This window comes from Corynebacterium sp. HMSC064E10, from assembly GCF_001812505.1.
GTDB classification, from domain to species: Bacteria; Actinomycetota; Actinomycetes; order Mycobacteriales; family Mycobacteriaceae; genus Corynebacterium; species Corynebacterium amycolatum.
Genome location: NZ_KV809171.1, coordinates 240054 through 265828 on the forward strand (window position 1 = coordinate 240054; position 25775 = coordinate 265828).

The window sequence follows — 25775 nt, forward strand, 5'->3', positions numbered from 1 at the left end:
GCTAGAGCGTCCAGTACACGCCGAATCGGTCAGGCTTGACGACGGCTTCCGTGCCCTCGGCAACCTCAGCGCCTGTAAGGCCAAGCGCTTGGCAGGCGCTTTCGACCTCTTCGGCAGAATCGCTGGAGAGACGCATCGCCACACCGTCGCCGAAGGTGAAATTGTGCATGCCCGGCGAGTCGAGCGTCATGAAATTCTCTGACCCGAAAAGTTGGTTGTATACCTCGGTGGCGGCGGCAGCCTGTGGTTCGTCGCCTGTCCACATGAAGTAGGGAATAACGGCGGGATTCGCTGTCTTTGCGGCAGAGTCCGTGCTTGCAGCCCCGCTGGTTAAGGAATTAATCATCAGTTGCCAGTTGACCCCATTGCCGTCGACCAACCAGCCAAAGAGCGGCGAGAAATCGTAGCTGGTCAGGGGCATGAGTGCAGCACCACCGCTGATGGTTTCATCACCCGCCATCAGATGCTCCCACAGGCTGCGTAGCTGGTTTTCCTGACCAGGGGCAAATCGCACCATAAAAGACACAGCGGGGGTTAATCGGCGGTTCCCGTTCTCAATGAGTTCGAAGTCCATCCCGCCGATGGTGAGCGTGGTGGAGTTGGGCTTGATGTTGGAGTGAAAACCTTCGGCGTAAAACCGCGCAGCGGCGCGGGGGTCGTCGTTAAGCGCGATCACGGCCGAGATAGAAACAGTCATGAAAATGAGCCTAACGACGAGCGCTTAGCCGTGCAGAGAACGCAGCGTTTGATCCTAGTCAGTGAAGAATCTTCATACGGCGATATCCCCAGTAACGCTGCGCTGATTAGGGGATTTCAGTTAGTGGCGTGGGCTCTGCTCGCGAACTAGGTCTGCAAATCTGTTGATGTAGTCGCGAACAAAGTCCTCAGTGCTTGACGACGTGAATTCTCCTTGTTCGTCAATGAGTGTTGGCGATTGTCCCAGGAAGACCTCTGGCTGACCGAGCATCGGCATGTCGAAGTACGACAGCGCGAGTCGCAAGTTCTTCTGAGAGCTATAACCTCCCATACGGCCGACGGAGTGGCTGATAATTCCCGCGGGCAGGTTCTTCCATGCCACATCACCGTTGGGCTTAGATCCGATGTCAACGGCATTCTTCAGAGCTGCAGGAATTGTGCGGTTGTTTTCTGGGGTGACAAATAGGATGCCATCGCTGGCTTTAATGGTTTCCCGGAAACTGGTGTATTCCGCGGGAGTCGCAATATCGGACACTGCGGGGTCGTCGTAGTCGAAGTTGTAGAGAGGGAGGTCACGAATCTCGACGATGTCGACTTTGAAGTCATCGGGGAAGTACGTGGCTGCCTTGAGTGCAATCTTTCGTGCATAGGAGGCTCGACGCAAGCTTCCTACCAGGATAGAAATCTGTGCAGTCATGCGAATGTTCCTTTCTTAGGATGTATGGGGAAAGACGTGGATTTAGAAATCCCAGTCTTCATCTGCGGTGTCTTCGGCTTTTCCAATGACATATGCGGAGCCGGAACCGGAGAAAAAGTCGTGGTTTTCATCTGACCCCGGGGTGAGGGCGGCGAGAATTTCGGGCTTGAAGGCGGTCTCTTCATGGTTAAACCGCTGCGGGTATCCCAAGTTCATGAGCGCTTTGTTGGCGTTGTATCGAATGAAGTTGGCAACGTCGTCGTAGAGCCCGAGTGGTTGGTATAGGGCTTCGGAGTACCTCAGTTCGAGCTGGTATAGATCATCGAGAAGTTCGAAGACGAAAGCCTTCATCTGCGTTTGCGTGGCGGTGTCGTAGGTTTCTACGCCTCGCTGGAATTTGTAGCCGGAGTAATAGCCGTGAACAGCTTTGTCACGCAGAATCAGGCGCACCATGTCGGCGGTATTGGTCAGGATGCCACGTGATGCGAAGTGCAGCGGGAGGTAGAAGCCGGCGTAGAGCGAGAAGGACGAAAGAAGCGTTGCTGCCGCCTTTCGCTTGAGTGGAACGTCGCCGTAATAGTGTTTGAGCACAGCTTTTGACCGAGCCTGCAGGATGTCATTGGCGACTGCCCATTGGTAGGCAGCGTCGATGTCAGGGGTATTGGATAGCGTAGAAAATACTGAAGAATAAGACTTTGCATGCACTGCTTGCATGAAAGCGATATTCGTGTAGACGGCCTCTTCATGTTCGGTGCGGGCATCTTGAATTTGGGAAATCTCCCCGACAGACGCCTGGACTGTGTCGAGCATGGTCAGTCCGGTGAAGACCTTCATGGTCAGCTCGCGTTCTAGATCGGTGAGACGTCGCCAGTCTGCAAGGTCATTGGACAGCGGAACTTTTTCGGGCAGCCAAAAATTTGCTGTTAGGCGATTCCACACTTCGAGATCTTTGTCATCTTGCACTCGGTTCCAGTTGATTGGCCGAAGGCGGGCAGCTGGGTCCTTTCGAAAAGACGGTGGCGTAGTTGAATAGCTGTAGATGTTCAAGAAGTAGCGCTCCTCCAGAATTTTTCCAGGCCCTCTTTGACGTTCTCCACATCGTGGTCTGTCCCCAGTAGCTCATAGTGGTATAGCTCCGGAACCTGGCATTTTGCAGAAATGATGGCTCCGGCTATGCAAAAGTCGGTGCCGAAATTTGTGTTGCCCGAGGTGATGACACCGCGGATGAAACTCCTGTTGGTTTCGTCGTTGAGAAAAGCGATGACTTGCTTAGGTACCGCGCGGCGCCGACATCCGCCACCATAAGTCGGTGTGATCAGGACAAATGGGCTGCAAACGCGAATCATTCCGTCTTTTCGCGGATGTAACGGGATGCGTGCTGCTGGTTGAGCCAGCTTTTGGACGAACCGGTGAGTGTTTTCAGAAGCACTGGAGAAGTACACGATTCGGGGTGACTCCTCCGGTGGGAGTTCCGTGAAAGTCAGCGGCGTCTTCGATGATGAAGACACTCGATTACCTCCTATGTTCAATGGATTGAACATAAAATAGAGGAGTGAATGGGGTGTCAACAAGGCGTTGCCTACATGCGGTTGAAAAGTGCTTAGTCACGCAATTGCGAAGTAAAGCCGCGACTCTGCATTATCGGCGGAAAAACCCAGCAGCTGATCTTCAAGGCGGGAAAGTGGCGGGGTTGCCGGCCGGGGGGGGAGAGAGGGAGGAGGCGGTGTCTCTCGGAGGGGGCTCCAGTCGTGCCCCGGGCAAAAGCACAACAGGGAAACAAAACCGCCGCGCTTTGGAAAGGCCCAGTCGATGAGGAGACTGGTTTTCCAAAGCGCGGCGTTTTCTACAGCGCTTTCGCATCAACTACTTCAGCGGACGAACACTTCCGGTGAAGTGCGGACGCTTCTTCTTGCGATCCCACGCGACAATGTTGACTGCGCGGCCGATGTTGGAGCTGCTCTCAGTCAGGTTGTGAGCAGCACCTGCACCGTCACCGGTGTGGGTGAGTGCGACATTGATGGTGGTCGGCAGAACGACCGGCGCACCGAAGGAAATCTGGAACTCGTACGACTGACCCGGCAGAACCTGTGCCTCAGCCAGCGCGCGGGAGGCGGTGTACATGCCGTGTGCAATCGCTGCTGGCATGCCCAGAGCCTTCGCGGAGACAGAGGTGATGTGAATCGGGTTCCAGTCACCGGAAACCTTGGCCCACTTGCGGCCGGTGTTGCCAGCCAGCTTCCACTGAGCGGTGGGGAAGGGGACCTTAAACTGCTCACGCTTGATGGTCTCGGCGCCGGACTTGATGGCCTCACGCTGTGCCTGGACCTCTTCGAAGCCCTCGGCGTCCTTCAGGCGAACGCCCTTGGCCAGGTACACCGATTGCTCCTCGACCAAGGTGGCGCCGGATGTGGACGATGCAACAGTCGACTCCAGAACAACCTCAGTGCCCGAGCGGTGAGCGCGGAATGCGGCAACCTTCACCGCGATATCAACCTTGCCGCCGAGTGTGACAGGCGAGATTTCGCGGTAGGTGTTCTCGGTGTGGACCAGGCCCATCATCGGCAGCGGGAAATCGTCCCCAGCCATCAGCTCCATCTGAATGGGCATGATTAGGGCGTGGATGTGGCCGAAGAACGCTTGCTCAGACTTCGGGGCGCCAACGACGTCGCGGAAGTCCTGGTCGCGGTCGGCATCGACAGTGACACCCTTGACCACTAGTTCATCGACCTTGATTTCGGTGGAGTTCGGGCGCTTCTTTGCCGAACCAGCAGCTGCCTTGGCGTAGAGCGGAACCAGATTGGGAATGGCGTCCAGGGTCTTAGCCATAAGTTTTCCTCTTTCCTCCTTATCGGGAGCCTATGCGGAAGTCACGACTTCGCTTAGGCGCCGACGATGTTCTGACCACAGACGCGCAGGACGTGGCCATTGACACCGAGCGCGCGGTCGGAGACCAGGAAGGCGATTGCCTGGGCGACATCGCCCGGCTGGCCGCCCTGCTGCAGCGAGTTCACGCGTCGAGCAACCTGGCGGTTGACGAACGGAATAGCAGCGGTCATGTCGGTCTCGATGAAGCCCGGAGCAACAGCGTTGATGTTGCCGCCGCGCTTAGCGAACTCCTCAGCGTAAGCCTCGACCATTGCGATAACACCGGCCTTGGAGGTGGCGTAGTTGGTCTGACCGCGGTTACCTGCGATACCGGAGGTGGAAGCCATGGTGGCAATACGCGGAGCCTTCTCGAAGGCCTTGTGGTTCAGCAGCTGCTCGTTCATCTTCAGCTGAGCCTCGATGTTGACGGCGATGACCGAGCCCCACTTGGCGTCGTCCATGTTGGCGAACATCTTGTCGCGGGTGATACCTGCGTTGTGGATGACGATGTCCAGGCGGCCGTAGCGGGCCACAGCAGCATCGGCAATGGCGTTGCCGGCGTCGTCGGCAGTGATGTCCTGCTGCAGAGCCAGGCCACCGAGCTCGTTGGCAACCTTGGACAGCGCCTCGCCAGCCTGCGGAACGTCGATGACGATGACCTCTGCGCCGTCAGCCTTGAGCTGACGAGCGATAGCGGCACCGATACCACGGGCGGAACCGGTGACAGCGGCAACCTTGCCAGCCAGCGGCTTATCCCAGTCAGCTGGGATCTCACCAGCGTCGGAGGAGACGCGGAGGAACTGGCCGTCGATGAAGGCCGAGCGGCCGGAGAGGAAGAAGTGCAGGGAGGAAATCACGGACGGGGCGGTGACCGAGACACCCGGAGCAACGAGGATGCCGTTAGCGGTGGAGCCGCCACGAACCTCGTGGCCGAGGGAGCGAATCAGGCCCTCGATACCACCGGCGACAGCGTTCTCAGCAATCTCGGCCGGAGTTGCGTTGTGGTGAGCATCCTTGGCGCGGGAGACGGTGACGATGCGGCCACCCTTGTCCAGCTTGCGCATGTGCTTTGCAGCAGCGAGCACCGGGCCCTGCAGCTCTGACGGGCGCTTAGCCTCGGTGGCGACGAGGACAATGGCACCAATCTTGTCGTCAGCGGCGTTGCCACGACGAACTTGCAGGCCCCACTCTGTCAGCTGAGCTGCAACTGCGTCTGCATCTGCACCCTCGCCGGTGACGAGCACCTTGTCGTTGTTCAGCAGCGGACCGCCCGGCTTGTGGCGGCGCAGGAACGGTGGCTGTGGCAGGCCAGCTGCTTTAGCCAGTCCAGTGAGCGGACCACCGTTGACGAGTTCCTGGTACTTATCGGTCATGGAAAATTCTCCTTGAAAGTAAAAGTGTCTTTATCGGTGGTGCGCTTTTAGACGCGAGCCTCGAGAACTGCGACAACACCCTGGCCGCCCGCGGCACAGACGGAGATCAGGCCGCGAGTGGTCTTGCCGGTCTCGTCTGCCTTCTGGCGCAGCATCTTGGCGAGGGCTGCCACAATGCGGCCGCCGGTAGCGGCGAATGGGTGGCCGGCTGCCAGGGAAGAGCCCTTGACGTTGAGCTTCTCGCGCGGAATCGAGCCCAGCGGGCCTTCCAGTCCGAGCTTGGTACGGCAGAACTCCTCGTCCTCCCATGCCTTCATAGTGGACAGGACGGTGCCGGCGAAAGCCTCGTGGATCTCGAAGAAGTCGAAGTCGTCGAAGGTCCAGCCGTTGCGGGCCAGCAGGCGCGGGGTGGCGTAAGCCGGAGCCATCAGCAGACCCTCGTCGCCGTGGACAAAGTCAACTGCGGCTGCCTCGGAATCGACGACGTCGGCAAGCACGGGCAGACCGCGCTCAGCGGCCCACTCCGGGGTGGAGACGAGGACGGCAGAGGCGCCGTCGGTAAGCGGAGTGGAGTTACCGGCGGTCATGGTCGGCTCTGCTTCCAGGCCGCGGCCGAAGACTGGCTTGAGCTTGGCCAGCTTCTCCGGGGTGGAGTCCGGGCGCATGTTGGTGTCACGGGAAACGCCCTTGTACGGGGTGACGAGGTCAGTGAAGAAGCCCTCGTCGTAAGCGTTTGCCATGTTTTGGTGGGAAGCGGCGGCGAGCTCATCCTGCTCAGCTCGGGTAACGCCCCACTTGGCGGTGGTGATGGCCTGGTGTTCACCCATGGACAGGCCAGTGCGGGGCTCGCCGGTCGACGGAGTGTCCGGAGCCAGGTCGGACGGACGGGTCTTCAGGAAGACCTTTGCCATGTCCAGAGTGGACTTCTGGCGGCTGGCCTCCAGCAGGATCTTGCGCAGACGGTCGTTGACAGCAATCGGAGCGTCGGAGGTGGTGTCCACACCGCCGGCGATAGCGGAGTCAATCTGGCCCAGCTTAATCATGTTGGAGACAGAGTTGAGGGCCTCCATGCCGGTGGCACATGCCATCTGAATGTCGAAAGCCGGGGTGTCCGGCGCCAGTGCGGAGCCGAGGACACACTCACGGGTGAGGTTAAAGTCACGGGAGTGCTTCAGCACAGCGCCGGCGGAGACTGCACCGAGGCGTTCGCCGCCGATACCGAAGCGGGCGACGAGACCGTCGATTGCAGCGGTCAGCATGTCCTGGTTCGACTCGTTAGCGTATTCCTTATTAGAACGAGCGAACGGAATGCGGTTACCGCCGACGACGACCGCGCGGCGCAGAGAGTTATTGTTGGCCTGAGCTGCCATGTGATTGTTCCCTTCAAAATCCTTGAAGTGTGACGTGAATTACTAAATTTAGACAATACTGGTATCGGTGTTTTCTGTCACGTTTTTAGAAATATTTTTGCCCGGTCATCTACCGAGCGGGGGAGGTGAGGGGTAAACACCGTCGTCCACCTGTGAAAAATTCGATGGGCAGCAGTCCGGAATCTCAAAATTTTTCCCGCTTGACGACGGTAATTGCGTCAATCCCCACTAGTTGGGGTGGCGGCCGGAGGTATCAATAGAGTGCAAAGGCGTATAGGGGTTTAGACTTTATCGCCATGCGACCTGAACTTTCCTCGTATAACCATCTTTCCGCGGGCAAGGTCCGGGAAATCTACGAGATTGACCCTGAGACTCTGCTGCTTGTGGTCAGTGACCGTATTTCTGCCTTCGACCACATTCTGGAGACCCCGATTCCTGACAAGGGTCGAGTGCTCACCGCGATGAGCGTGTTCTTCTTCGACGAGATCGACTTTCCGAACCATATGGCTGGCCCGGCTGACGATGAGCGCATTCCGGAAGAGTGCCTCGGCCGTGCGCTGGTGTGCAAGAAGCTGGACATGCTGCCATTCGAGTGTGTCGCACGTGGCTACCTGACCGGCTCGGGTCTCGTCGAGTACAAGGAAAACGGCACTGTCTGTGGCATTGAGCTGCCAGAGGGCCTCGTCGAGGGCTCCAAGCTGCCAGAACCGATTTTCACCCCGGCCACCAAGGCCGAACTGGGCGAGCACGACGAGAATGTCTCCTTCGACGCCGTTGTGGAGTCCCTGGGGCAGAAGCGTGCCGAAGAACTGCGCGATGCCACCCTGCGTATCTACACCCAGGCTGCTGAGCTGGCTGCTAAGCGCGGCATCATCCTGGCCGACACCAAGTTCGAGTTCGGTTTCGACTCCGACGGCAACCTGGTGCTGGCCGACGAGGTTCTCACCCCGGACTCCTCCCGCTACTGGCCAGCCGACTCCTACCAGGAGGGTTCGGTTAACCCGAGCTTCGACAAGCAGTACGTCCGAAACTGGCTGACCTGCTCCAAGTCCGGCTGGAAGAAGGACGAGGGCACTCCGCCGCCGGCGCTGCCAGGTAGTGTTGTGGAAGCAACTCGCGAGCGGTACGTTGAGGCCTACGAACGACTGTCAGGCCGCCGCTTCTCGGACTGGATTGGAGAACCTGCGTGAGCGAAGTGACCTTGGACTCGGCATCCGTCGGCAGGCCTGCAAAAAAGGATTTGCCCGCACCCCGTGCACAACGGAAGCCGGTGACTCGGTCCTTCCACGGAAGGGACTTCACCGATAGCTTCGAGTGGCTCCGCGATAAGGAAAACCCCGAGGTTATCGAATACCTAGAGGCTGAAAATGCCTATACGGAGGCTTTTACCTCCGATCTTGATGGCACCGCGGACGCGATTTTTAAGGAAATCAAGTCACGCGTGCAGGAGACCGACATGTCGGTCCCAACTCGCCTTAATGGCTGGTGGTACTACTCACGCACGCAGGAGGGCAAGTCTTACGGGATGAGCTGTCGCGTGCGTGCGGAGGCCGGTGACGGTCTTGCCGCGTGGACTCCGCCGACCATTGCGGACGACTCTCCGGCACCAGGAGAACAGGTCATCCTGGATGCCAACGAGCTGGCCGAAGGCCACGACTTCTTCGCCCTCGGCGCAGCGAGCGTCTCCGCGGACGGCAATCTGCTGGCCTACTCCACCGACGTCACAGGCGACGAGCGCTACACGCTGCGCGTAAAGGATTTGCGCACGGGCGAACTGCTTGACGACGAAATTGCGGGCATCGCCGCAGGTGCTACCTGGGTTGGCTCGGAATGGATCTTCTATCAGAAGGTCGACGAAGCCTGGCGGCCGGATTCCGTGTGGCGTCACCGCGTAGGCACCTCTACCGAGGACGACGTCTGTGTCTTCCATGAGCCCGATGAGGCCTACTGGGTCGGAGTCGGTACGGTACGCAGCGAAAAGTACCTGATTATTGAGAGCTCCTCGAAGATTACCTCTGAGGTCTGGTACCTGGACGCCAGTGACCCGACCAGTGAGTTCACCTGCGTGCGCCCGCGCGAGTCCGGTGTTGAATACGACATCGATCACGCCGTCATTAGCGGCCAGGATATGTGGCTGATTACACACAATATAACTGGCTCGAACTTCGCACTGGCCATGGTGCCGGTGGGGTCTTTCGACAGTATTTCGGATCTCACTGAGCTGGTTGCTCACCGCGATGACGTCCGTGTTGAGGGCGTTGACTGCTTCGCTGGGCACATCGCGTTTGGGTACCGTCGCGGCGGTATTGGTCGTGTGGCGCTGGCGGTATTGGCGCAGGACGAGGATGGTGCTGGCTCCGCTGAGACGGGCGATGCTGCCGACCCAGTGCCAGCGTCCGCTGTGAACTTCGTCGAGCTCGAATTCGACGAAGAGCTCTACTCCGCAGGCACTACCGGCAACGCTGAATGGGACACCCCGGTGTTGCGCTACGCCTACGGCTCCTTCACCACGCCGTCGCAGCTCTGGCAGATTGATATTGCCTCGGGCAAGCGGGTGCTGCTCAAGGAGCAGAAGATTCGCGGGGAGTTTAATCGCGGTGATTACGTCGCCAAGCGTGAATGGGTGAGTGCAAGCGATGGTGCCCAGATTCCGGTGTCGATTATTTACCGCGCGGATTTGGATTTGGATGCGCCGAATCCGACGCTGCTCTACGGCTACGGTTCCTACGAATCCTCGATGGATCCGGGCTTTTCCATCGCCCGGCTGTCGCTGCTGGATCGTGGGATGATCTTTGTCATTGCACACGTCCGCGGTGGCGGCGAGATGGGTCGTGGCTGGTGGGAGAACGGTCGCGCAACCACGAAGAAGAACACATTCACTGACTTCGTCGCCGTCGCTGACTACCTGCTGGATTCTGGTTGGACCACGCGCCAGCAGTTGGTAGCGCTCGGCGGTTCAGCGGGCGGCATGCTGATGGGTGTGGTCGCAAACATTGCTGGCGATAGGTTCGCGGGCATTCAGGCCGTGGTCCCGTTTGTCGACTGCCTGACGTCCATGCTGATGCCAGAGCTGCCGCTGACCGTGGTGGAGTGGGATGAGTGGGGCGATCCGTACCACGACCCGGAGGTCTACGACTACATGGCCTCCTACGCGCCGTACGAGAACATCTCGGCCGATGTGAAGTACCCGAAGATTCTCGCGACTACTAGTTTGAACGACACTCGCGTGCTCTACGTGGAGCCGGCAAAGTGGATCGCCAAGCTGCGCGAAGTTGTCGGCGGCGAGCCGGGCCAGTTCCTGCTCAAGACCGAGATGTCCGCTGGTCACGGTGGTGTTTCTGGCCGTTACGAACGCTGGCATCAGACTGCCTTCGAGTATGCCTGGATTGTCCACACTGCTGGTGCGGTGGAGTAACGGCATGGATATGCGCACGCTGCTGTCCGCGCAGGGTTTTGACACCGATTCGCTTTCCGACGATCAGTTGGCCGTCTACCACACGCTTTTTCGGCGGCGGGATGTCCGCCGCGAATTCGCCGGAGAAAAGTTGGACAGGGAGCGATTGATGCGCGTGTTGGCGGCCGCTCACGCCGCTCCTTCGGTGGGGCTGTCCCAACCATGGGACTTTCACATCATTCAGGATTCGGCTCGCCTGCAGCAGTTTGCCGACCATGTAGCCGGACGCCGCGCTGAATTCGCAGCCAAACTCGAAGGCGAGCGGCGCGAGACTTTCAATCCGATTCAGATTGAAGGAATTGTGGACTCGGGAACGGGCATCGTCGTCACTTATGACCCGACCCGTGGCGGCAAGAACATTCTCGGCCGCGACACCGTCGATGACACCGGGTTAATGTCAGTCGCGCTGGCTATTCAGAATCTGTGGCTGGCTGCTACGGCAGAGGGGCTCGGCGTCGGTTGGGTCAGTTTCTACCATGAGGATTTCCTGGCCAACTTTGTCGGTGTCGAGGCGCCCGTGCGGCCGGTGGCCTGGCTGTGCATTGGTCCGGTAACGCACCTGGCCGCGGAGCGTGACTTGGAGAAGTTTGGTTGGCGCAAGGGTTTGGCGCTCGATGAGGTTGTGCACTGGGGATAATCTGAACTCTTACTTGAAAGGCCTCTGAGTATTCTCCAAGCTTTGTCCTCTCCGTTACCAAAAATTTACATACGCCTGTTTTTGTTGAATCCATGGCAGGCAGCGGGGTGCAAGAACAGATTCGGACGACAGACCAGGTCGTTCGTCCAGCGGGCAAAGAGCTCGTAACTATTGACGGTGGTGTGGTCGGTTCGCCGCTTTTGGTGTCGGTGTCGGGTTTGCGCGATGGCACATTGCTCGATGTCGCTCGTTTCGTGGCAGCGATGGAACAGCGCGGTATTACGCCGTCTCTGCTGGTAGCGCCGCATGCGGGTAAGAACTGGTCGTTGCGGGAAGCTCCGGCGGTGCTGGATTGGCTCCGCCGTCGTAGCGATGACGGCATCGAGATTGTTCTCGCGGGGTTCGATCAGTCGGTTCGAGGCCGAGGCGCGGAATTTGCGTCGTTGAGCGAACATGAAGCGCGCTTGCGCCTGATTGCCGCAACGCGCCAGATGCGTGCGATGGGTTTTGAGACGGATGTCTTTGCACCGCCGAAGTGGACCATGTCGCCAGAGACCATGAATGTGTTGCCGGAGCTGGGCTTCCGTGTTGCAGCGGACCGAAATGGGGTCCGCGACCTGATCACTGGTGCTGTTGATCCAACTCGCGTGCTGGCTATCGGCGAGGGCTTCGGCGGCGCCGGTTGGTGGCGCCGCGCGGTGCGCTCCTCAGTGCAGCGCTCGCTGGAGAAGGGCCGCGCGGTGCGTATCTCCGTTAACGCTTCGAAACTGCGGGAGCACAAGCTGCGCCAGGATGTTGTCGGCATCATTGACCAGGCGGTCGATGGGGGTGCGCAGCCGGTCAACCACTCTTCGGTGCCGCTGGGCCGCGAGTTCTTTGAAGGCATGGAGCAGGTCGGCTAGTCGTCACCTCTGACGGCTATCGTGGGACTGCCCTAGTGTGGGGTTTATGAGCAATCTCTTCGACATCCCAGTGACCACTATCGACGGCAACGAAGCAACGATGAACGACTGGGCAGGCCACGTTCTGCTTATCGTCAACACCGCCTCGGAGTGCGGTTTCACGGATCAGTACGACGATCTGCAAGGACTTTTCGACGAACTCGCACCCCGAGGCTTCTTCGTCCTCGGCTTCCCCTGCAACCAGTTCGGCGGGCAAGAGCCCGGCAGTGCCGAGGAAATCAAGCAGTTCTGCCAGCGCGAATTCAGCGTCACCTTCCCGCTCTTCCAAAAGACGGAGGTCAACGGCGACAGCGCTCACCCACTCTACAAGCTGCTGAAGGAAACCCCGGACGCCGACGGCGAGGCTGGGGACGTGAAGTGGAACTTCGAAAAGTTTGTTATCTCGCCCGAGGGGGAGGTCATCGGCCGTTTCCGCTCCAAGGTCTCACCTGACGACGACGCTCTGCGCGACCTCATCGAGGAAAACTTGCCTATTTAAACTTGGCTATTTGCTGGCGTCCAGCGGTGCTTGCTCGAAGTAGCCCGTGGTGCCGTAGCCCACGATGCCACCTCGGTTCCGCAAGGTCATGCTAGCTAGACCGACCTTGCCAAGCTCATCGCCACCGATGGTGACCCAGTCACCCTGAACCGCGACAACCATGTTGGCGTGCACCCCAAGGCCTGCGGGGTAGCGGTAGAAAATGATGTCACCCACCTGAGGAGAGAAGTCCTTGTCGGTGACGAAAGCATCATGTGCCTTGTAGGCATCCATGAGCTGTTCGACATCCGCAACCAGCCATGGGTTCTCGGTTGTGGCAGTGCTGTTCTGCGCTGTTCTGTTCTGCGCAGTGTTGTACTGCTCTGTGCTGTTGTTGTCGGTGGCACTATTGGCAGCCGAATTCTCGGGCGTATCAAAGACCGGAACACCCGCGGATGCGAGTAGGAATGACAAGAATGGCGCAGTCCAGGAACCGGAGCAGTCGACCGTGTCTCCGAATGCGTCAAGGTTTGGATTCAGCTTCGATGTCTGGTTCGTAGCCGCAGGTGCAGAACCCGGCCTGGTAGCAGCAGCGGCGGTGACGGCATCTTCATCAGCGGTTGGGTCTGCGTCTGAATTCGGGTGCTCGCCGACCTTGGGGATAACGCTGCGGATGTCGGCATCAGTAGCGCCACACGCCAGGCCGAAGTAAACCTCAGGGGAGGGCTGCTCCTCGTACTGATAGCGCGCAACATCCTTCAGAGCCTGCTGATAGTAGGGGCGGTCTGCCTCGGTGCGGGGGAACGTGCCACCACGCCAAGCCAGAACATTGATAGGACCGAAGAGCGTGAACCACCCGGCGAAGAGGAATACCGCCGTCAGTACCAGGATGGACACAGGCGGGATAGCGGCGCGAACACGTTGCAGCATGCTCGGTGAGGATGCGTTCTCCTGGCCGTCGTCAAGCGATGGTGAGGAAGACTCAGACCGTGGTGCGTGAGGCTGCTGTGCGGGCACAGGCGCGGGTGAATCGGTGGTCATATCTTCCCAGGATAGTAGGCGGCACTGCGGTCGTCCTTGGCGAGTGCGTCTGAGCCGTACGTAATGGCATAGTCTGCGGCTCCTGCTGCGGAAGGAGTCGTGCAGTTAGACTGTGGTTCATGACTTCACCCGACATGCGTAACGAGGCCGAGCACGACCCTCGTGAGGATCTGCCGAGCTTCCTGCGTGAGCCGGACAAAATAGACAAGCTTCTCTATGCATCGCTGATGCTGGTTGCCGTGTACGGCTTTGCAATTATCCCGTTCCGCGCGGTTTTGCTGCTCAAGTACACGTTTTTGCATACGTGGCTGACGGGCTCGAATCTCTCGGTGCTGATTCTCGCGTCGGAAAACGAGGATAGGCCGCTCTTCCTCTTCGCTGTTGTGGTGATTGCGGCGCTGTCGACAATTAAGTTCATGCCGTTCTTCTACTGGATGGGCAAGAAGTGGGGCACGGAATTCATCACGATGAGTTTCGGCGGCCATCCACCGCGATGGTTTAAGAAGATGGAGAACTTCATCTATGAACGCATCGGGCTGAGTGTGCTGGCATCGTTTGTGCCATTCTCGCCGATTCCGGCCACGATCGTCGTGGCCATCGGTGGTATTGCGAAGGTGCGCGGCTGGGTAGTAGGTGTGTACCTCTTCCTCTGTGCCGCAATGCTCAAGTGCTTCTACCTGTACTTGGGCCTGAAGTTTGGCCCAAGTATCCAGGGCTCCCTGCAGACGATTGACCGGTACGTCACCTACATCACCTTCGCGCTGATTGGCTGGATGTTCCTATCCATCTGGTGGAAAAACAGGAAGCCGGGCGGCCAGGCGGCTTAATCCTGTTCGCGCTCAATCAGCGGTAGCGGGCTGTACTTGTCACGCAGCGCCTTCAGCGACAGATCGTGAGCGTGCAGGCGCTTGTCCTCATCCGTCGTCGGCTGGAAGTGCGGTACCGGCTGTGGGTTGAAATCGTCGTCAATTGCGACATAAGTCATGGTCGAGTGCAGAGCCTTGCGCAGTCCGCCGACACCCTTGCGGGGCTCACAGCAGTAGACCTGCACCGACAGGTGCATCGAGGTCGTGCCGGTGCGCAGGATGCGTGCGCGCACCTCAACTAGGTCGCCAATGTGGATTGGGTTGTAGAAGCGAATACCACCTGCGTACACGGAAATAGTCTGGCGTCCCGCCCAGTTGGTGGTAACTGCCGTCGCAGCCTCATCAATCCACTCCATGGCGGTACCGCCGTGGACGTTTCCGCCCCAGTTAACATCGGTCGGCTTTGCCAGGAAACGTGTGGTCAGCTCGGGTGCAGAGGAATCCGCGGAGTACGTTTGCGCGCGCATGCTGGCTTCGATGTCGCGGCGGAGCTCAAAACGGGAAAGAGCGGCCTTTTCAACACGCTCTTCTTCCTCCGTTTGCGGCACCCACTTCGGAACCGGTGTCGACTTACCATTTTCATCCATGGCCACGAAGATCACTAGGCAGTCAGCTGCGCGGGTGAACTTGCCCTCGCGCGGATCAGCTGAGAGCACCTCGTTGACGATGTGCATAGAACTGCGACCGGTATGCGCAATCTTGGAGCGCACCTCAACAATGTGGCCGCTGGGAATCGGGCGAGTGAAGTGAATGTGACCGAAGTACGCAGTCACGCAGTAGCGTCCCGACCAGCCGGTCGCACAGGCGTAAGCGGCCTTGTCAATCCACTGCAACACACGGCCGCCGTGGACGGAATTGGTTCCGGCCATAATGACATCGGTCGGCGACGCCATAAAACGGAGTACAAGAGATGGTGACGCTGGAGCGTGCACCTGTTCAGCTTTTTCAGTTGACTGCGTATCCATATATGAAAGCATAACTCTAGGATGAGGTTATGGTATCCAAAATCTCGCCTTTCGACGTTCGCAGCGCTCTTTCCACCGCCGCACCCTGGGCGGCGCAACGTCTTCTCGGCCGCGAATTGCTATCTGACCAAAAGGCTGCCTCCTTCGCCGGGGCAGATGGGGCGCAGGGGCCGTCGTTAAGCCGTGCGAGCCTCGCCAAAGCGGTGCGTCTGTCCGTGCGGATGCTCGCCCAAGAGGCGCCGGGGCATAGCGTCGAGGTGCGCGTGCCGCCCTTCGTCGCGGTCCAGTGCATTGAGGGGCCCAGGCACACACGCGGTACGCCGCCCAATGTCGTGGAGATGTCGCCGGAGATTTGGCTGGGACTCGCGTGCGGAATGATCACGTTAGAGCAGGTGCAGGCGCACATCGATATGTCGGGCACGCGTGCGGCGGAAATCGGGAATCATCTGCCGGTGGCGCGCATTTCTTAAAACCCGTTGGGGGGATGCTGAATTGGTGCCCGGGCGGGTGGGGCTATTAGTGTGAATGTCGTGGCCGATACCAACATTTCAGGTGCACCAAAGACCAAACTGTTGCCAATTTCGCCTTACGACGATCTGGGGGAGACATCCCCGCGTGAAGAATGTGGCGTCTTTGGCGTTTGGGCACCTGGCGAAGACGTGTCCAAACTCACCTACTATGGCTTGTTTGCCCTGCAACATCGCGGCCAGGAAGCCGCCGGTATCGCAGTCGGCGACGGCGACCAAATTCTCGTATTCAAGGATCTCGGGCTTGTTTCCCAGGTTTTTGATGAGCAGACGCTCGACGCTCTGAAGGGGCACGTAGCCGTCGGGCACACGCGCTACACCACCGCTGGAGCTCCTGCGTGGGAGAATGCACAGCCGATGTTCCAGATGGCTTCCGACGGCACGGACATCGCGCTGGGGCACAACGGCAACCTGACCAACCACCTCACGCTGTTCCGTGAGGCAGTGGATAAGGGGCTGATGCGCGATCAGGGAGAGTTGCCTAGCGACTCCGCAATTATGACCGCACTGCTTGCCGACGAAACCGGCAAGGTTGATCACCCAGAAGACCACGGCTGCAGCACCAACGTGGAAGCGGCTGCGCTGACGCTTCTGCCGCGCCTGAAGGGGGCCTTCTGCCTTACTTTCACCGATGGCGAAACGCTGTACGCTGCGCGTGACCCACACGGTGTGCGTCCGTTGTGCTTGGGCCGCCTGTCCGGTGGCTGGGTAGTTGCGTCTGAGACCTGTGCGCTGGATATCGTCGGTGCATCATTCGTCCGCGAGATTGAGCCGGGCGAGATGGTGGCCATTGATGCCTCCGGTGTCCGTTCGCAGCGTTTCGCCGAAACTACCCACGCAGGATGCATTTTCGAGTACGTCTACCTGGCGCGCCCGGACTCCAACATCCGTGGTCGCTCTGTCAATGCCGTGCGCCTTGAGCTAGGTCGCCAGTTGGCGCGTGAGTTCCCGGCTGACGGTGACCTAGTAATGCCGGTGCCGGAATCCGGAACCCCGGCGGCGGTTGGCTATGCCCAGGAATCGGGCATTCCGTTTGGTCAGGGGCTGACCAAAAACGGTTACGTGGGCCGTACCTTCATTCAGCCTTCGCAGACGATTCGTCAGCTGGGCATCCGACTGAAGCTGAACCCGCTGAAGGAAGTTATCGCCGGTAAGCGCTTGGTCGTGGTTGATGACTCCATCGTCCGCGGCAACACTCAGCGTGCCCTGATTCGCATGCTGCGTGAGGCCGGTGCGAAGGAAGTGCACGTGCGCATCGCCGCGCCGCCGGTGAAATGGCCGTGCTTCTACGGCATTGACTTCGCCTCTCCGGGCGAGCTGTTGGCCAACGGCGTGGATGAAAATGACATCGTCGCCGGTATCGCAACCGCGATTGGTGCCGACAGCCTGGGATTTGTCTCCATCGATGGCATGGTCGCCGCTTCCGAGCAGGCAAAGACCGAAGTCTGTTGTGCCTGCTTCGATGGCAAGTACCCGCTGGGTCTGCCGGAGGGCAATCCGAATGCGGCAGCTGTGGAGAGGATGCAGGCAGCCCAGGCTGCCAAAGCCGCAACGAGCAATTAGCTTCGAAACCTCCTTAGAATGAACTACGAGAACTGAACCGAGAACAAGGCGTAAGCGGTGCTGTGGATTGCAGCCGTTGCTTTGTTCCCGGTCCGCCAATACTCCCGGATACGGCAGTAACGCCGCCCGGGGGAGAAAGTTTAAAGCGAGAGCCTCTAATGACCGAGAACGTTTCTGGTGCTTCCTACGCTGCAGCCGGCGTCGACATCGAAGCCGGCGACCGCGCCGTTGAACTATTCGCCCCGATTGCCAAGAAGGCCACTCGCCCAGAGGTCCGTGGCGGGCTCGGCGGTTTTGCCGGCCTGTTTGCACTGGGCAACTACGAAAAGCCGCTGCTGGCCGCATCCTCCGATGGTGTGGGGACCAAGTTGGCCGTGGCGCAGGCCGTCGGCAAGCACGACACCATCGGCCTGGACCTGGTCGCCATGGTCGTCGATGACCTGGTCGTGTGCGGCGCCGAGCCGCTGTTCCTGCAGGACTACATCGCAATTGGCAAGGTCGTGCCGGAGCACGTCGCCGAGATCGTTTCCGGCATCGCCGAGGGATGCGTCCAGGCGGGTTGCGCCCTCCTGGGCGGCGAGACTGCAGAGCACCCGGGTGTGATGGAACCAGGCGAGTACGATGTCTCCGCTACCGGCGTCGGTGTCGTGGAAGAGGACAAGCTTCTCGGCCCGGACCGCGTGCGTGAGGGCGATGTCATTATCGCCATGGAGTCCTCTGGACTTCACTCCAATGGCTACTCGCTGGCTCGCTACGTTCTCCTGGAGAAGGCCGGTCTGGAGCTCGACGGTTACGTCGAAGACTTCGGACGTACCCTCGGTGAGGAGCTGCTGGAGCCAACCAAGATCTATGCGAAGGACTGCCTGGCTCTCATGAACGAGGCAGAGGTCCGCACTTTCTGCCACGTCACCGGTGGCGGATTGGCTGGCAACATGGTTCGCATCATGCCGGAAGGCCTGACCGCTGACATGAGCCGCGCAACATGGACCCCGGGCCCGATCTTCAAGACCATTGCTGAGCTCGGCAACGTCTCCCGCGAGGAGATGGAGAAGACCTTCAACATGGGTGTTGGTATGGTTGCGATTGTTTCTGCAGAGGATCGCGATCGTGCACTGGCTCTGCTGACTGCCCGCCACATCAACGCTTGGGAGCTGGGTACTGTCCGCAAGAGCGAGGCCGGCGAGGATAGGGCTGTTTTACGCGGCAGCCACCCGCGCTTCTAAGCTTTGGCCTTCGGCTGGTCGGGACTGGGGCGGCTGGTCTACTGTGGAGGGTGGCCGACTGCTGAGCCGCCTACATCCGGGTTGAGCAGCTGAGATCCCCAAAACCACGGGCTGCAAATGTGAAACTGTGCGAGTTTATGGCACTTCCGAGCCGTTTTTCGGGCTATTTTTGTCATAAACGCAGTCAGTAACTCGGATCGATCCGCCACGGCCGAGCATAATCGGCCGAGCATAAACGCGGTCACTAAGCAAAAACAAGCACCCACCAACGGAATCGTTGGCGGGTGCTTGTTTTATTGAAATAGAAACGCTTTGCGGAAAATACGACAGCGGTTAGCTTACGCTAGCTGTCGCGACCAGCGCCTGAGGCCCATTCCTCCCAGTCAGAGTAATAGTCGTCTCGATCGGACTCGTTCGACTTGCCGACGAGTTCCCGCTGCAGACGCTCCAAGTCCATTTCTGGTGAATCGTACTTGAGCTGACGGGCAACCTTCGCCTGCTTTGCTTTCGCACGGCCGCGACCCATGGCCTGACCCCCTTGTGTAATCCGTGGGACGGCACGGGGATACGGCCGACCCACTTATGTCTTATTGCGTTAATTCCTGTAAGACACCATAGCTGATTTTTAGACGAAGGGGTTACGCGGGGAGGCCCATAGTGGGTTGTGTCCTCGCGCTCAGGCAACTCAATATGTACTGTGAACTGGGGGAATAACCTTTCTGAAAAAGAATGGAAAAAGTTATTTTTTCACCACTCTGTCTGGTGGCTTTACCTATTTCCCGTTACTTATTTCCCACGCAGGCGGTTGATGGCCACACGACCCGGTGGCAGCTGCTCGACGCGGTCGATGGAGGAAGGGTCGACGGCCACGGCGCAGTCACCCACCACAAGGCCCTCGCGTTCCTGCGCCGAGCGCTTAAGCAGAGCCAATGCAATCGGGCCGTAATCGGCATGTTGCACGACGGTGCCTACGCGGCCCACGGCGCGCTTGCCCATCATCACTGGATCGCCGGTTTCCGGCAGAGTAGCTGAGCCGTCGAGCTGCAGCATCACCAAAACTCGGGGGGAGCGACCAACATTGTGGACTCGAGACACAGTCTCTTGGCCGCGATAGCAGCCCTTGTCCAAGTGCACGGCAGCCGTGTCGAATTCAGAGGCAATCCAGCGCGGAGCCTCATGCGGAATCATCTTCTCATCTACATCGATTCCCAGCTCCGGCCGCAAGGAGACTACGCGTTCGGCCTCCCATCCCATCAGTCCAACTGGGGAGGCGCCAGCGGCCATCAGCGCTTCCCAAGCACCGACTAAATCCTGTCGGCGCACGAGCACATCCACACGTCCGCCGCGTGGCCAAGGCAGGTGTCGGACATAGGAATGCCCCACCGTCGTAGCCTTGCCCACCTGCGGGAATGCGAGGCCGGCGGACACCAGTACCTCAGGGGCATCCGGCCCCATGACGGAAATAACCGCCCGTTCTATCTCAGCAATTTCCACCTTGGACCAGAACACCATCATGTTCAGGTACTTCAGCAGGGAGTCGAAGCCAACAGGGGGCACGTCGATAAGCACAGAATCGTCCAAAACAGTCAGCGTCATGTGGTGGAGAACGTGACCGTTGGCATCCAGGTTCAGGGCTTCAGTGACAGTGCCGGGGGTGGCATCGTCGACCTTCTGTGAAAAAAGTGTGTTGAGGTAGGTCAGGCGATCCTCGCCAGTAACCTCAATAACGCGGTAGTACGAGCGATCTACTACTCCGCAGTCCTCTTGTAGATGACGTTGCTCTACCAGTGGACGGCCGTAGTGCCATGCCACGCTAGCTTGCCCTGTGGTTTGCTCGACGTTTTTCGCTGAGGTTCCGTCTGGGGCGTTCTCTGAGGCCTTCTCTAAACCTACCGTCTGTCCGCCCAATTCGAGGGCAGCGGCACCAGCCACGTGAGACATCAAAGGACTTACATACTCAACACTCACTCCCTCATGTTAACCAGAAATCCCCAAATTAAGCATGGATTAAGCTTGTGTGTATGACGGATTCGCTTTCTTCTCTAGTGCTTATCGACGTCTTCGCAGACGGTGGCCCGATTGCTGTCGAGGCAGGACAGCCGTTCCTCTACGCGGACGATCTCGGAGCTATTCGCGGCGACGGAGTTTTTGAAACACTACTGGTCAGGGGTGGTCATACCTGCAATACTGACCGGCACGAGAAGCGGTTCGCATCGTCAGCGCTAATGCTGGATTTGCCAACCCCGGACCTGGAGCAATGGCGGGCGGCTACCGAGGTTGCACTACGGGAGTTGCGCGATAGGTCAATTGAGGGGGATGCGACGTTGCGGTGGGTTTACTCGCGTGGTCGCGAGTCCACTGGAAGGCCGACTGGCTACGTTTTGGCAAGCTCCGCGAAAAAGGTGGCGGAAAATCGCCTGAAGCCGGTATCAGTCATGCTTGCAGAGCGTGGTTTCTCGCTCGACCTTGGCTCCCGTGCACCGTGGGCGCTCATCGGCGCGAAAACGTTGTCATACGCGGCTAATATGGCCGCATTACGCTATGCCAAGTCCAAGGGTTTTGACGATGTCATCTTCACCTCCGCAGAGGGAAAGCTCCTGGAAGGCCCGACATCGACCATCATCGTTCAGCGCGGCAATGAGCTGCTGACCCCCAACCCCGGTGAAGGAGTGCTGCCGGGCACGACTCAGGCAGCGCTGTTTGAAACAGCTGCCAACTGCGGCTGGAAAGTCACTCCGACGGTTCTGGTACCAAGGGACCTATTCACCGCTGATGCGGTGTGGCTAGTGTCCTCGGTGCGCATCGCGGTCGTGGTTAAGTCCATCGATGGTGAGCCCATTCCGCAGCCGGATGTAGCTGCGGAAAAGGAATTCCGTGACCTGTGTGACGAGGCGCTGGCGACGCAGTAGGGCTTGTCGCAGTAGGGCGCCAAGCCGTAGTGCGCAAAGTAATAGGGCCCCGCAGCCAGGCCACACAGCGCCCGTCGTAAAGCGGGGGAGAACCTAGCCTGCGTAACGCTTGAGCTGCGCGGACATACGGGGAGTGAATTCCTCATCCCGCAGGCGTTCGTCCACCCAGCCGAGATCGTTGTTCGGCATCAGGCCGTAGAGGCGCTTGCCCGGGCCAAGTGATGCTGGACCGGTAGCAGTGACCATTGTGGAGGCTGCCTGCAGCTCCCATGCGCGCTCGGAGACCGGCTTGCCGTAGTAAATCTCAGTGACGCCGGTGGAGTGGACGCAGATGAACTCAATCTCGTCATCGTTGTTGATGCGCCAAAATCCCGTTTCGCGCTGGTCAGGGCCGGTTGGTTTGCCTTCTTCATCCAGCTTCCAGATGCGCGACTCATACTTCAGGTAGTTCTCGCCATCGTGGCTGAAGATAACCTGCTGGCCGAAGTTGTACTCACCGTCGACGACGGTGTTTGCCTGCCCCTCACCGCGCCACACGCCGACCAGCGGCAGTAGTGCCAGCAGGCCGTCGTGAATATTCGGGCCGAAGCGCAGGTTAGCGGTCTCGTCAGGGATCGGGAGCCCCTCAAGCTCAGTGATGTTGCGCGTAGCGGTGCTCTTGGCCTGCTCGGCCGCGCGGTTAATGGCCTCGTTGCCGTCGAGGCGAGGGGCTGCCGCAGCTGCAGGCTCCTGTGCAGCGGCGTCTGTCTGGTTGCTGCCATTGTTCTCGGTCATGCTTCACACTCTACCGCTGAAGCTCTTGTGGCCATGTATGGGCTGTTGGCGCATGGTGCCAACGCTGCAACGACGTTTAACGGCGATGCTTGACGACGGCCTTAGCGACGCACCCGACAGTTCTTCTCCGGCAGCTTCTCCGTGGATTGTGCTGACGCCTCGGCATCCTGTTGTGATGTCGGCGGCATGAAGTTCGTTGGCGACACGGTGCACAGAATCTGTTCGCCTTCGATGGTGATAGAACCGCCCGACACGTACACGCGAGTCGCCGGCATGCCCATCGGTATATCCGAATCTCGCAGTGTCAGAGCGAAGGTGTTCATGATGTGCTGCGTATCAGCCTCAGACAGCTCAGGTTTGACGTGGCTCTTAGAATCCGTTGGGGACGAGGGCGCAGAAATAATCTCCATCGGCGTAATGACCACGTCGCGGCTGACAATGCGCAACTTCGCCGTGACCTGAGTTTTTCCCTGCCATCCGGCTGGTGTGGCCTCGAAAATTGCCTCGGTCTCCCAGCCGCCGGTGGGGGAGGAGTCCTTCAGACTCTGGATGCTCAAGTCCGTCAGCCCCAGCTTGTTGCCCAGAGAGACGCCGTCGAGCGAGAGCTTGGTGAAGTACTGCTTCGTCGGCGACTCTGGGAAATCTCCGCTGAGCACTGCCGATGCTGGGACCTTAACGTTGGACGCTCCGTACTCCAGAGATACCAAGCCGAAGTCGGGTACCTCCACATCGCGGATGCGCGAAGTTACGGAGCTCCACTTACCCGTAACAAAAGAGGACAAGTAGGCCTTGCCACCGATGGCGACGTATGGGGTCATCTCCAGTTGTGCAGTCTCTTGAATATGCTCGGAGAGCTTGTACTCCGCATGGCTGGCGAAGCCCATGTCGGTGGCGATCACCAGCGCGGCAACGGCGAGGATGGAGCCACCGATTTTCTTCTGTCGTCGGGAAATGGACACACTCTATTAGTACCCCATCGCTTTTGGCCCAGCGGACATCGGGGAAGTGTTGAATCCGCGGCTGTGTATAGGGTGGGGCGTATGAACGTAACCGAACTGCTTGACGTAGACACCACCGCCGCCAGTACGCTACTGCAGCGCGCCCACTCCACCGACGGCGTGGAGGCGTTCGGCGAGGCTTTCGTCCGAGGGCTTGACGACGACTCTTTCGGGCATCGACACTTTGCGATTATCGAGAACGACCGTTATTTGGGCCTGGCAGCCGTTGCGCCAGATGCTATGGAGATGGTTGTTGATCCGGAGTTTCGCAGGCAAGGCGTGGGAGCGAAGCTGCTTGCGCACATCGATGCTGAAGTCGGTGAGCGTCTGCCTATCTGGGCTCACGGTGATGTCGCCGGTGCCAGCCGCTTGGCAGAGTTGACGGGACGCAAGGTTGTCCGCGAGCTGTTGCAGATGTCCGTTTCGGGCTCAGCGTTGGAGAAGGCGGCGGGGGACGTCGATAAGCGTGATGATGTTGAAGCCTTGACCCTGACTGCGGCACGTGCGAAGTGGGGCGCGGCAGCGGTAGATCGAGCGTGGTTGGCAGTGAATAACGAGGCGTTTGATTGGCATCCGGAGCAGGGGGGTTGGTCACAGCCACAACTCGATCGCGCTCGGGATGTGCAGTGGTTCGACCCGGAGGGCGTGTTCTTTGCTGCGGATGTGGCCGGGGCGCGCGACAGTGCGGAGGAGATTTGTGGTTTCCACTGGACGAAGTGGCACGCTGAGGAGTCTGTGCCAACTGGTGAGGTCTATGTGATTGGACTGAGCTCGAAGGCGCGCGGACGCGGTCTGGGGCGATGGTTGACCAATGTTGGGCTTTCCCATCTCCGGAGCCGGGGAGCGGAAAAGGTAATTCTCTATGTCGAAGGCGACAATGCTCCGGCAGTGCGCACTTACCGTGCGGTTGGCTTTGAAGTGGCTCGCCGTGATGTGATGTACGGCGCGTAAATGTGACGGTTCGGTTTATTGGAGGCGAGTTGTTGGGGAAGGGCTGAGTTATTGGAGAGGTTATTGGAGAGGGCGAGCTTAGGTTTGTCTCAGTTTTAGGTGGTTTTCCTCTGTCGCGGGGGCAATGATACTTGTGATTTTGGGGAGATGTTGTCCAATCCTCAGTGTTTCAGGGGCGCATTTTAGGGCCTCTTACAGGGGAAATGAGGATAAATAAAGAATTACTTGCGCCGTTCACCGATTGTTAATGTTTTGAACAGGTTCCGGTTACTATCGGTAGATAGGTTCAGCGCAGTGGACCGGAGTGTGGCGGTTCCACGAGAACTGTTTCACTCATTGTGTAAACCCGGAGGATTTACTGTGCTGAAGAAGAACCGTGCGGCATCCGTCATTGGCCTGGTCGCTGTTGCAAGTCTCACCCTGGCCGCTTGTGCTGAAGGGGGAACGCTGCAGGGCGAGGGCGCTACCTCGCAGCAGCGTGCGATGGACCTGTTCGCCACCAAGTTTGAAGAGGCCGGTTCGACCCTGTCGTACAACGCATCTGGCTCTGGTTCCGGTCAAACTCAGTTCATTGCCGGTACCGTTGCTTTCGCTGGCTCCGACTCTCCGCTGAAGGAGAAGGACGGCAAGGACCAGGTTGCAGAGGCTAAGAAGCGCTGCGATGGTAACGACGCATGGCACCTGCCGATGGTTATCGGTCCGGTTGCCGTTGCCTACAACCTCGAGGGCGTTGATGTCACTCTGACCCCGGCACTGGTTGCTGAAATCTTCGACGGCAAGATCACCAAGTGGAACGACCCGAAGATTGCTGAGGTCAACAAGGACGCGAAGCTGCCGGAGAAGGACATCAAGGTTGTCTACCGCTCTGAGGAGTCCGGTACTACTGATAACTTCATGAAGTTCCTGAGCGCAGCTGCTCCGGAGCAGTGGAAGCACGAGGCTTCCAAGTCCTTCCCGACTGCTACTGGACAGGGCGCTAACGGCTCGGCTGGTGTTGTCGACGAGGTTTCCAACATCGACGGTGCTATCACCTACGTTGAGGCTGGTTTCGCTAAGGACAAGGACCTGGGCATCGCCAAGATGGACTTTGGTCATGGCCCGGTTGAGCTGAACAACGACACCGTCGGTAAGGCTCTGGATTCCGTCACGTTCAAGACTGAGGGTCACGACATGGTTGTTGACACCGACGCTCTGTTCGCAATGGATGAGAATGGCGCTTACCCGCTGATTCTGACCACCTACGAAATCGTCTGCTCCGCTGGTTACGACGAGGAGACTCGTGATCTGGTTAAGAGCTTCCTGAAGGTTGTTCTGGAAGAGGGCCAGGGCCCAGAGCTCGAAGAGCTGGGTTACATCCCGGTTCAGGGTGAGTTCAAGGACAAGTTGTCCGCAGCGGTTGACGCTATCAAGTAATTCTTTGCGTGCAACGCGGGTGAAAGCAGAGTTG

At 59.0% G+C, this 25775-nt stretch carries 25 protein-coding genes; 12 read left to right on the forward strand and 13 right to left on the reverse strand.

Annotated features, from left to right (window positions below; translation table 11 throughout):
- Nucleotide 1 precedes the first annotated feature (1 nt).
- The 7 genes from HMPREF2860_RS01565 to HMPREF2860_RS01595 all read right to left on the reverse strand — a co-directional run bounded on the left by HMPREF2860_RS01565 (nt 2) and on the right by HMPREF2860_RS01595 (nt 7001).
- The gene (locus HMPREF2860_RS01565) at nt 2-697 is read right to left on the reverse strand and encodes a VOC family protein (RefSeq protein ID WP_038626511.1); all 696 of its coding nucleotides are present in this window, start codon (nt 695-697) and stop codon (nt 2-4) included.
- Nucleotides 698-817: 120 nt separating this feature from the next.
- The gene (locus HMPREF2860_RS01570) at nt 818-1393 is read right to left on the reverse strand and encodes an NADPH-dependent FMN reductase (protein WP_016421405.1); all 576 of its coding nucleotides are present in this window, start codon (nt 1391-1393) and stop codon (nt 818-820) included.
- A 42-nt stretch (nt 1394-1435) separates the two neighbouring features.
- Nucleotides 1436-2440 carry a class 1b ribonucleoside-diphosphate reductase subunit beta gene (nrdF, locus tag HMPREF2860_RS01575; protein ID WP_080971523.1) on the reverse strand — a complete coding sequence of 335 codons (1005 nt, stop codon included), beginning with the start codon at nt 2438-2440 and terminating at the stop codon, nt 1436-1438.
- Nucleotides 2437-2901, reverse strand: a complete 465-nt coding sequence (gene nrdI / locus HMPREF2860_RS01580; RefSeq protein ID WP_080971522.1) for a class Ib ribonucleoside-diphosphate reductase assembly flavoprotein NrdI — start codon at nt 2899-2901, stop codon at nt 2437-2439. The genes nrdF and nrdI overlap by 4 nt, the downstream gene beginning before the upstream one ends.
- A 355-nt stretch (nt 2902-3256) precedes the next feature.
- Nucleotides 3257-4219 (reverse strand): MaoC/PaaZ C-terminal domain-containing protein, encoded by a 963-nt coding sequence (locus HMPREF2860_RS01585; protein ID WP_070628503.1) that lies wholly within the window; start codon nt 4217-4219, stop codon nt 3257-3259.
- A 53-nt stretch (nt 4220-4272) separates the two neighbouring features.
- On the reverse strand, nt 4273-5631 hold the full coding sequence (locus tag HMPREF2860_RS01590) for a 3-oxoacyl-ACP reductase (protein WP_038626500.1): 1359 nt from the start codon (nt 5629-5631) through the stop codon (nt 4273-4275).
- A 47-nt stretch (nt 5632-5678) separates the two neighbouring features.
- Nucleotides 5679-7001: an acetyl-CoA C-acetyltransferase gene (locus HMPREF2860_RS01595; RefSeq protein WP_038626498.1), complete on the reverse strand. Its 1323-nt coding sequence runs from the start codon at nt 6999-7001 to the stop codon at nt 5679-5681.
- Between the two features lie 296 nt (nt 7002-7297).
- Here HMPREF2860_RS01595 and HMPREF2860_RS01600 point away from each other — a divergent pair, with 296 nt between their 5' ends.
- The 5 genes from HMPREF2860_RS01600 (at nt 7298) to HMPREF2860_RS01620 (ending at nt 12532) form a co-directional block, all read left to right on the forward strand.
- A complete protein-coding gene (locus tag HMPREF2860_RS01600; RefSeq protein ID WP_070560550.1) occupies nt 7298-8191 on the forward strand; it encodes a phosphoribosylaminoimidazolesuccinocarboxamide synthase in 894 nt (297 codons plus the stop codon).
- Nucleotides 8192-8196: 5 nt separating this feature from the next.
- Complete coding sequence (locus tag HMPREF2860_RS01605; protein WP_370547586.1) at nt 8197-10416, forward strand: S9 family peptidase; 2220 nt, start codon at nt 8197-8199, stop codon at nt 10414-10416.
- Between the two features lie 4 nt (nt 10417-10420).
- The gene (gene bluB / locus HMPREF2860_RS01610) at nt 10421-11092 is read left to right on the forward strand and encodes a 5,6-dimethylbenzimidazole synthase (protein WP_049181155.1); all 672 of its coding nucleotides are present in this window, start codon (nt 10421-10423) and stop codon (nt 11090-11092) included.
- 92 nt (nt 11093-11184) lie between these two features.
- On the forward strand, nt 11185-11994 hold the full coding sequence (locus HMPREF2860_RS01615) for a polysaccharide deacetylase family protein (RefSeq protein WP_222867384.1): 810 nt from the start codon (nt 11185-11187) through the stop codon (nt 11992-11994).
- A gap of 46 nt (nt 11995-12040) precedes the next feature.
- Complete coding sequence (locus HMPREF2860_RS01620) at nt 12041-12532, forward strand: glutathione peroxidase (protein WP_049181154.1); 492 nt, start codon at nt 12041-12043, stop codon at nt 12530-12532.
- 6 nt (nt 12533-12538) lie between these two features.
- Here the strand turns inward: HMPREF2860_RS01620 and HMPREF2860_RS01625 are convergent, their stop codons facing one another.
- Nucleotides 12539-13552, reverse strand: coding sequence for a hypothetical protein (locus HMPREF2860_RS01625; RefSeq protein WP_070560553.1), 1014 nt, complete (start codon nt 13550-13552; stop codon nt 12539-12541).
- A gap of 119 nt (nt 13553-13671) precedes the next feature.
- On the opposite strand from HMPREF2860_RS01625, the gene HMPREF2860_RS01630 reads away from it, so the two are divergent.
- Nucleotides 13672-14379, forward strand: coding sequence for a hypothetical protein (locus tag HMPREF2860_RS01630; RefSeq protein ID WP_016421393.1), 708 nt, complete (start codon nt 13672-13674; stop codon nt 14377-14379).
- On the opposite strand, the gene HMPREF2860_RS01635 is transcribed toward HMPREF2860_RS01630, so the two are convergent.
- Nucleotides 14376-15383 carry an acyl-CoA thioesterase gene (locus HMPREF2860_RS01635; RefSeq protein ID WP_038626488.1) on the reverse strand — a complete coding sequence of 336 codons (1008 nt, stop codon included), beginning with the start codon at nt 15381-15383 and terminating at the stop codon, nt 14376-14378. The two genes, HMPREF2860_RS01630 and HMPREF2860_RS01635, sit on opposite strands and share 4 nt — an antisense overlap.
- A gap of 29 nt (nt 15384-15412) precedes the next feature.
- Between HMPREF2860_RS01635 and HMPREF2860_RS01640 the strand changes: the two genes are divergently transcribed.
- The 3 genes from HMPREF2860_RS01640 to purM all read left to right on the forward strand — a co-directional run bounded on the left by HMPREF2860_RS01640 (nt 15413) and on the right by purM (nt 18696).
- Entirely contained in the window at nt 15413-15853 is a 441-nt protein-coding gene (locus tag HMPREF2860_RS01640) for a sterol carrier family protein (protein WP_038626486.1), read from the forward strand.
- Nucleotides 15854-15904: 51 nt separating this feature from the next.
- Nucleotides 15905-17473, forward strand: coding sequence for an amidophosphoribosyltransferase (gene purF / locus HMPREF2860_RS01645; protein ID WP_038626484.1), 1569 nt, complete (start codon nt 15905-15907; stop codon nt 17471-17473).
- Between the two features lie 158 nt (nt 17474-17631).
- Entirely contained in the window at nt 17632-18696 is a 1065-nt protein-coding gene (gene purM, locus HMPREF2860_RS01650) for a phosphoribosylformylglycinamidine cyclo-ligase (protein WP_049181152.1), read from the forward strand.
- Between the two features lie 343 nt (nt 18697-19039).
- On the opposite strand, the gene HMPREF2860_RS01655 is transcribed toward purM, so the two are convergent.
- Both HMPREF2860_RS01655 and HMPREF2860_RS01660 read right to left on the reverse strand, forming a co-directional pair.
- A complete protein-coding gene (locus HMPREF2860_RS01655; protein WP_005511943.1) occupies nt 19040-19222 on the reverse strand; it encodes a DUF3073 domain-containing protein in 183 nt (60 codons plus the stop codon).
- Nucleotides 19223-19482: 260 nt separating this feature from the next.
- Nucleotides 19483-20637 carry a CAF17-like 4Fe-4S cluster assembly/insertion protein YgfZ gene (locus tag HMPREF2860_RS01660; RefSeq protein ID WP_083300208.1) on the reverse strand — a complete coding sequence of 385 codons (1155 nt, stop codon included), beginning with the start codon at nt 20635-20637 and terminating at the stop codon, nt 19483-19485.
- An 80-nt stretch (nt 20638-20717) separates the two neighbouring features.
- On the opposite strand from HMPREF2860_RS01660, the gene HMPREF2860_RS01665 reads away from it, so the two are divergent.
- Nucleotides 20718-21605, forward strand: coding sequence for an aminodeoxychorismate lyase (locus HMPREF2860_RS01665; RefSeq protein ID WP_038626480.1), 888 nt, complete (start codon nt 20718-20720; stop codon nt 21603-21605).
- 93 nt (nt 21606-21698) lie between these two features.
- Here HMPREF2860_RS01665 and HMPREF2860_RS01670 read toward each other — a convergent pair whose 3' ends face one another.
- Together HMPREF2860_RS01670 and HMPREF2860_RS01675 are read right to left on the reverse strand one after the other, a co-directional pair.
- Entirely contained in the window at nt 21699-22379 is a 681-nt protein-coding gene (locus HMPREF2860_RS01670) for a heme-binding beta-barrel domain-containing protein (RefSeq protein ID WP_038626478.1), read from the reverse strand.
- 101 nt (nt 22380-22480) lie between these two features.
- On the reverse strand, nt 22481-23338 hold the full coding sequence (locus HMPREF2860_RS01675; RefSeq protein ID WP_038626476.1) for an LmeA family phospholipid-binding protein: 858 nt from the start codon (nt 23336-23338) through the stop codon (nt 22481-22483).
- A gap of 81 nt (nt 23339-23419) precedes the next feature.
- Here HMPREF2860_RS01675 and mshD point away from each other — a divergent pair, with 81 nt between their 5' ends.
- On the forward strand, nt 23420-24328 hold the full coding sequence (gene mshD / locus HMPREF2860_RS01680) for a mycothiol synthase (RefSeq protein WP_038626474.1): 909 nt from the start codon (nt 23420-23422) through the stop codon (nt 24326-24328).
- Between the two features lie 360 nt (nt 24329-24688).
- Nucleotides 24689-25741 (forward strand): phosphate ABC transporter substrate-binding protein PstS, encoded by a 1053-nt coding sequence (pstS, locus tag HMPREF2860_RS01685; RefSeq protein WP_070560555.1) that lies wholly within the window; start codon nt 24689-24691, stop codon nt 25739-25741.
- The last annotated feature ends 34 nt before the right edge of the window (nt 25742-25775 follow it).

What these genes read in the sequence shown, in the direction of transcription:
- HMPREF2860_RS01565 (WP_038626511.1), bottom strand. Translation starts at nt 697, where the DNA reads ATGACTGTTTCTATCTCGGCCGTGATCGCGCTTAACGACGACCCCCGC.
- HMPREF2860_RS01570 (WP_016421405.1), bottom strand. Translation starts at nt 1,393, where the DNA reads ATGACTGCACAGATTTCTATCCTGGTAGGAAGCTTGCGTCGAGCCTCC.
- HMPREF2860_RS01585 (WP_070628503.1), bottom strand. Translation starts at nt 4,219, where the DNA reads ATGGCTAAGACCCTGGACGCCATTCCCAATCTGGTTCCGCTCTACGCC.
- HMPREF2860_RS01590 (WP_038626500.1), bottom strand. Translation starts at nt 5,631, where the DNA reads ATGACCGATAAGTACCAGGAACTCGTCAACGGTGGTCCGCTCACTGGA.
- HMPREF2860_RS01595 (WP_038626498.1), bottom strand. Translation starts at nt 7,001, where the DNA reads ATGGCAGCTCAGGCCAACAATAACTCTCTGCGCCGCGCGGTCGTCGTC.
- HMPREF2860_RS01600 (WP_070560550.1), top strand. Translation starts at nt 7,298, where the DNA reads ATGCGACCTGAACTTTCCTCGTATAACCATCTTTCCGCGGGCAAGGTC.
- bluB (WP_049181155.1), top strand. Translation starts at nt 10,421, where the DNA reads ATGGATATGCGCACGCTGCTGTCCGCGCAGGGTTTTGACACCGATTCG.
- HMPREF2860_RS01615 (WP_222867384.1), top strand. Translation starts at nt 11,185, where the DNA reads ATGGCAGGCAGCGGGGTGCAAGAACAGATTCGGACGACAGACCAGGTC.
- HMPREF2860_RS01620 (WP_049181154.1), top strand. Translation starts at nt 12,041, where the DNA reads ATGAGCAATCTCTTCGACATCCCAGTGACCACTATCGACGGCAACGAA.
- HMPREF2860_RS01625 (WP_070560553.1), bottom strand. Translation starts at nt 13,552, where the DNA reads ATGACCACCGATTCACCCGCGCCTGTGCCCGCACAGCAGCCTCACGCA.
- HMPREF2860_RS01630 (WP_016421393.1), top strand. Translation starts at nt 13,672, where the DNA reads ATGACTTCACCCGACATGCGTAACGAGGCCGAGCACGACCCTCGTGAG.
- HMPREF2860_RS01635 (WP_038626488.1), bottom strand. Translation starts at nt 15,383, where the DNA reads ATGGATACGCAGTCAACTGAAAAAGCTGAACAGGTGCACGCTCCAGCG.
- HMPREF2860_RS01640 (WP_038626486.1), top strand. Translation starts at nt 15,413, where the DNA reads ATGGTATCCAAAATCTCGCCTTTCGACGTTCGCAGCGCTCTTTCCACC.
- purM (WP_049181152.1), top strand. Translation starts at nt 17,632, where the DNA reads ATGACCGAGAACGTTTCTGGTGCTTCCTACGCTGCAGCCGGCGTCGAC.
- HMPREF2860_RS01655 (WP_005511943.1), bottom strand. Translation starts at nt 19,222, where the DNA reads ATGGGTCGCGGCCGTGCGAAAGCAAAGCAGGCGAAGGTTGCCCGTCAG.
- HMPREF2860_RS01660 (WP_083300208.1), bottom strand. Translation starts at nt 20,637, where the DNA reads ATGTCTCACGTGGCTGGTGCCGCTGCCCTCGAATTGGGCGGACAGACG.
- HMPREF2860_RS01665 (WP_038626480.1), top strand. Translation starts at nt 20,718, where the DNA reads ATGACGGATTCGCTTTCTTCTCTAGTGCTTATCGACGTCTTCGCAGAC.
- HMPREF2860_RS01670 (WP_038626478.1), bottom strand. Translation starts at nt 22,379, where the DNA reads ATGACCGAGAACAATGGCAGCAACCAGACAGACGCCGCTGCACAGGAG.
- mshD (WP_038626474.1), top strand. Translation starts at nt 23,420, where the DNA reads ATGAACGTAACCGAACTGCTTGACGTAGACACCACCGCCGCCAGTACG.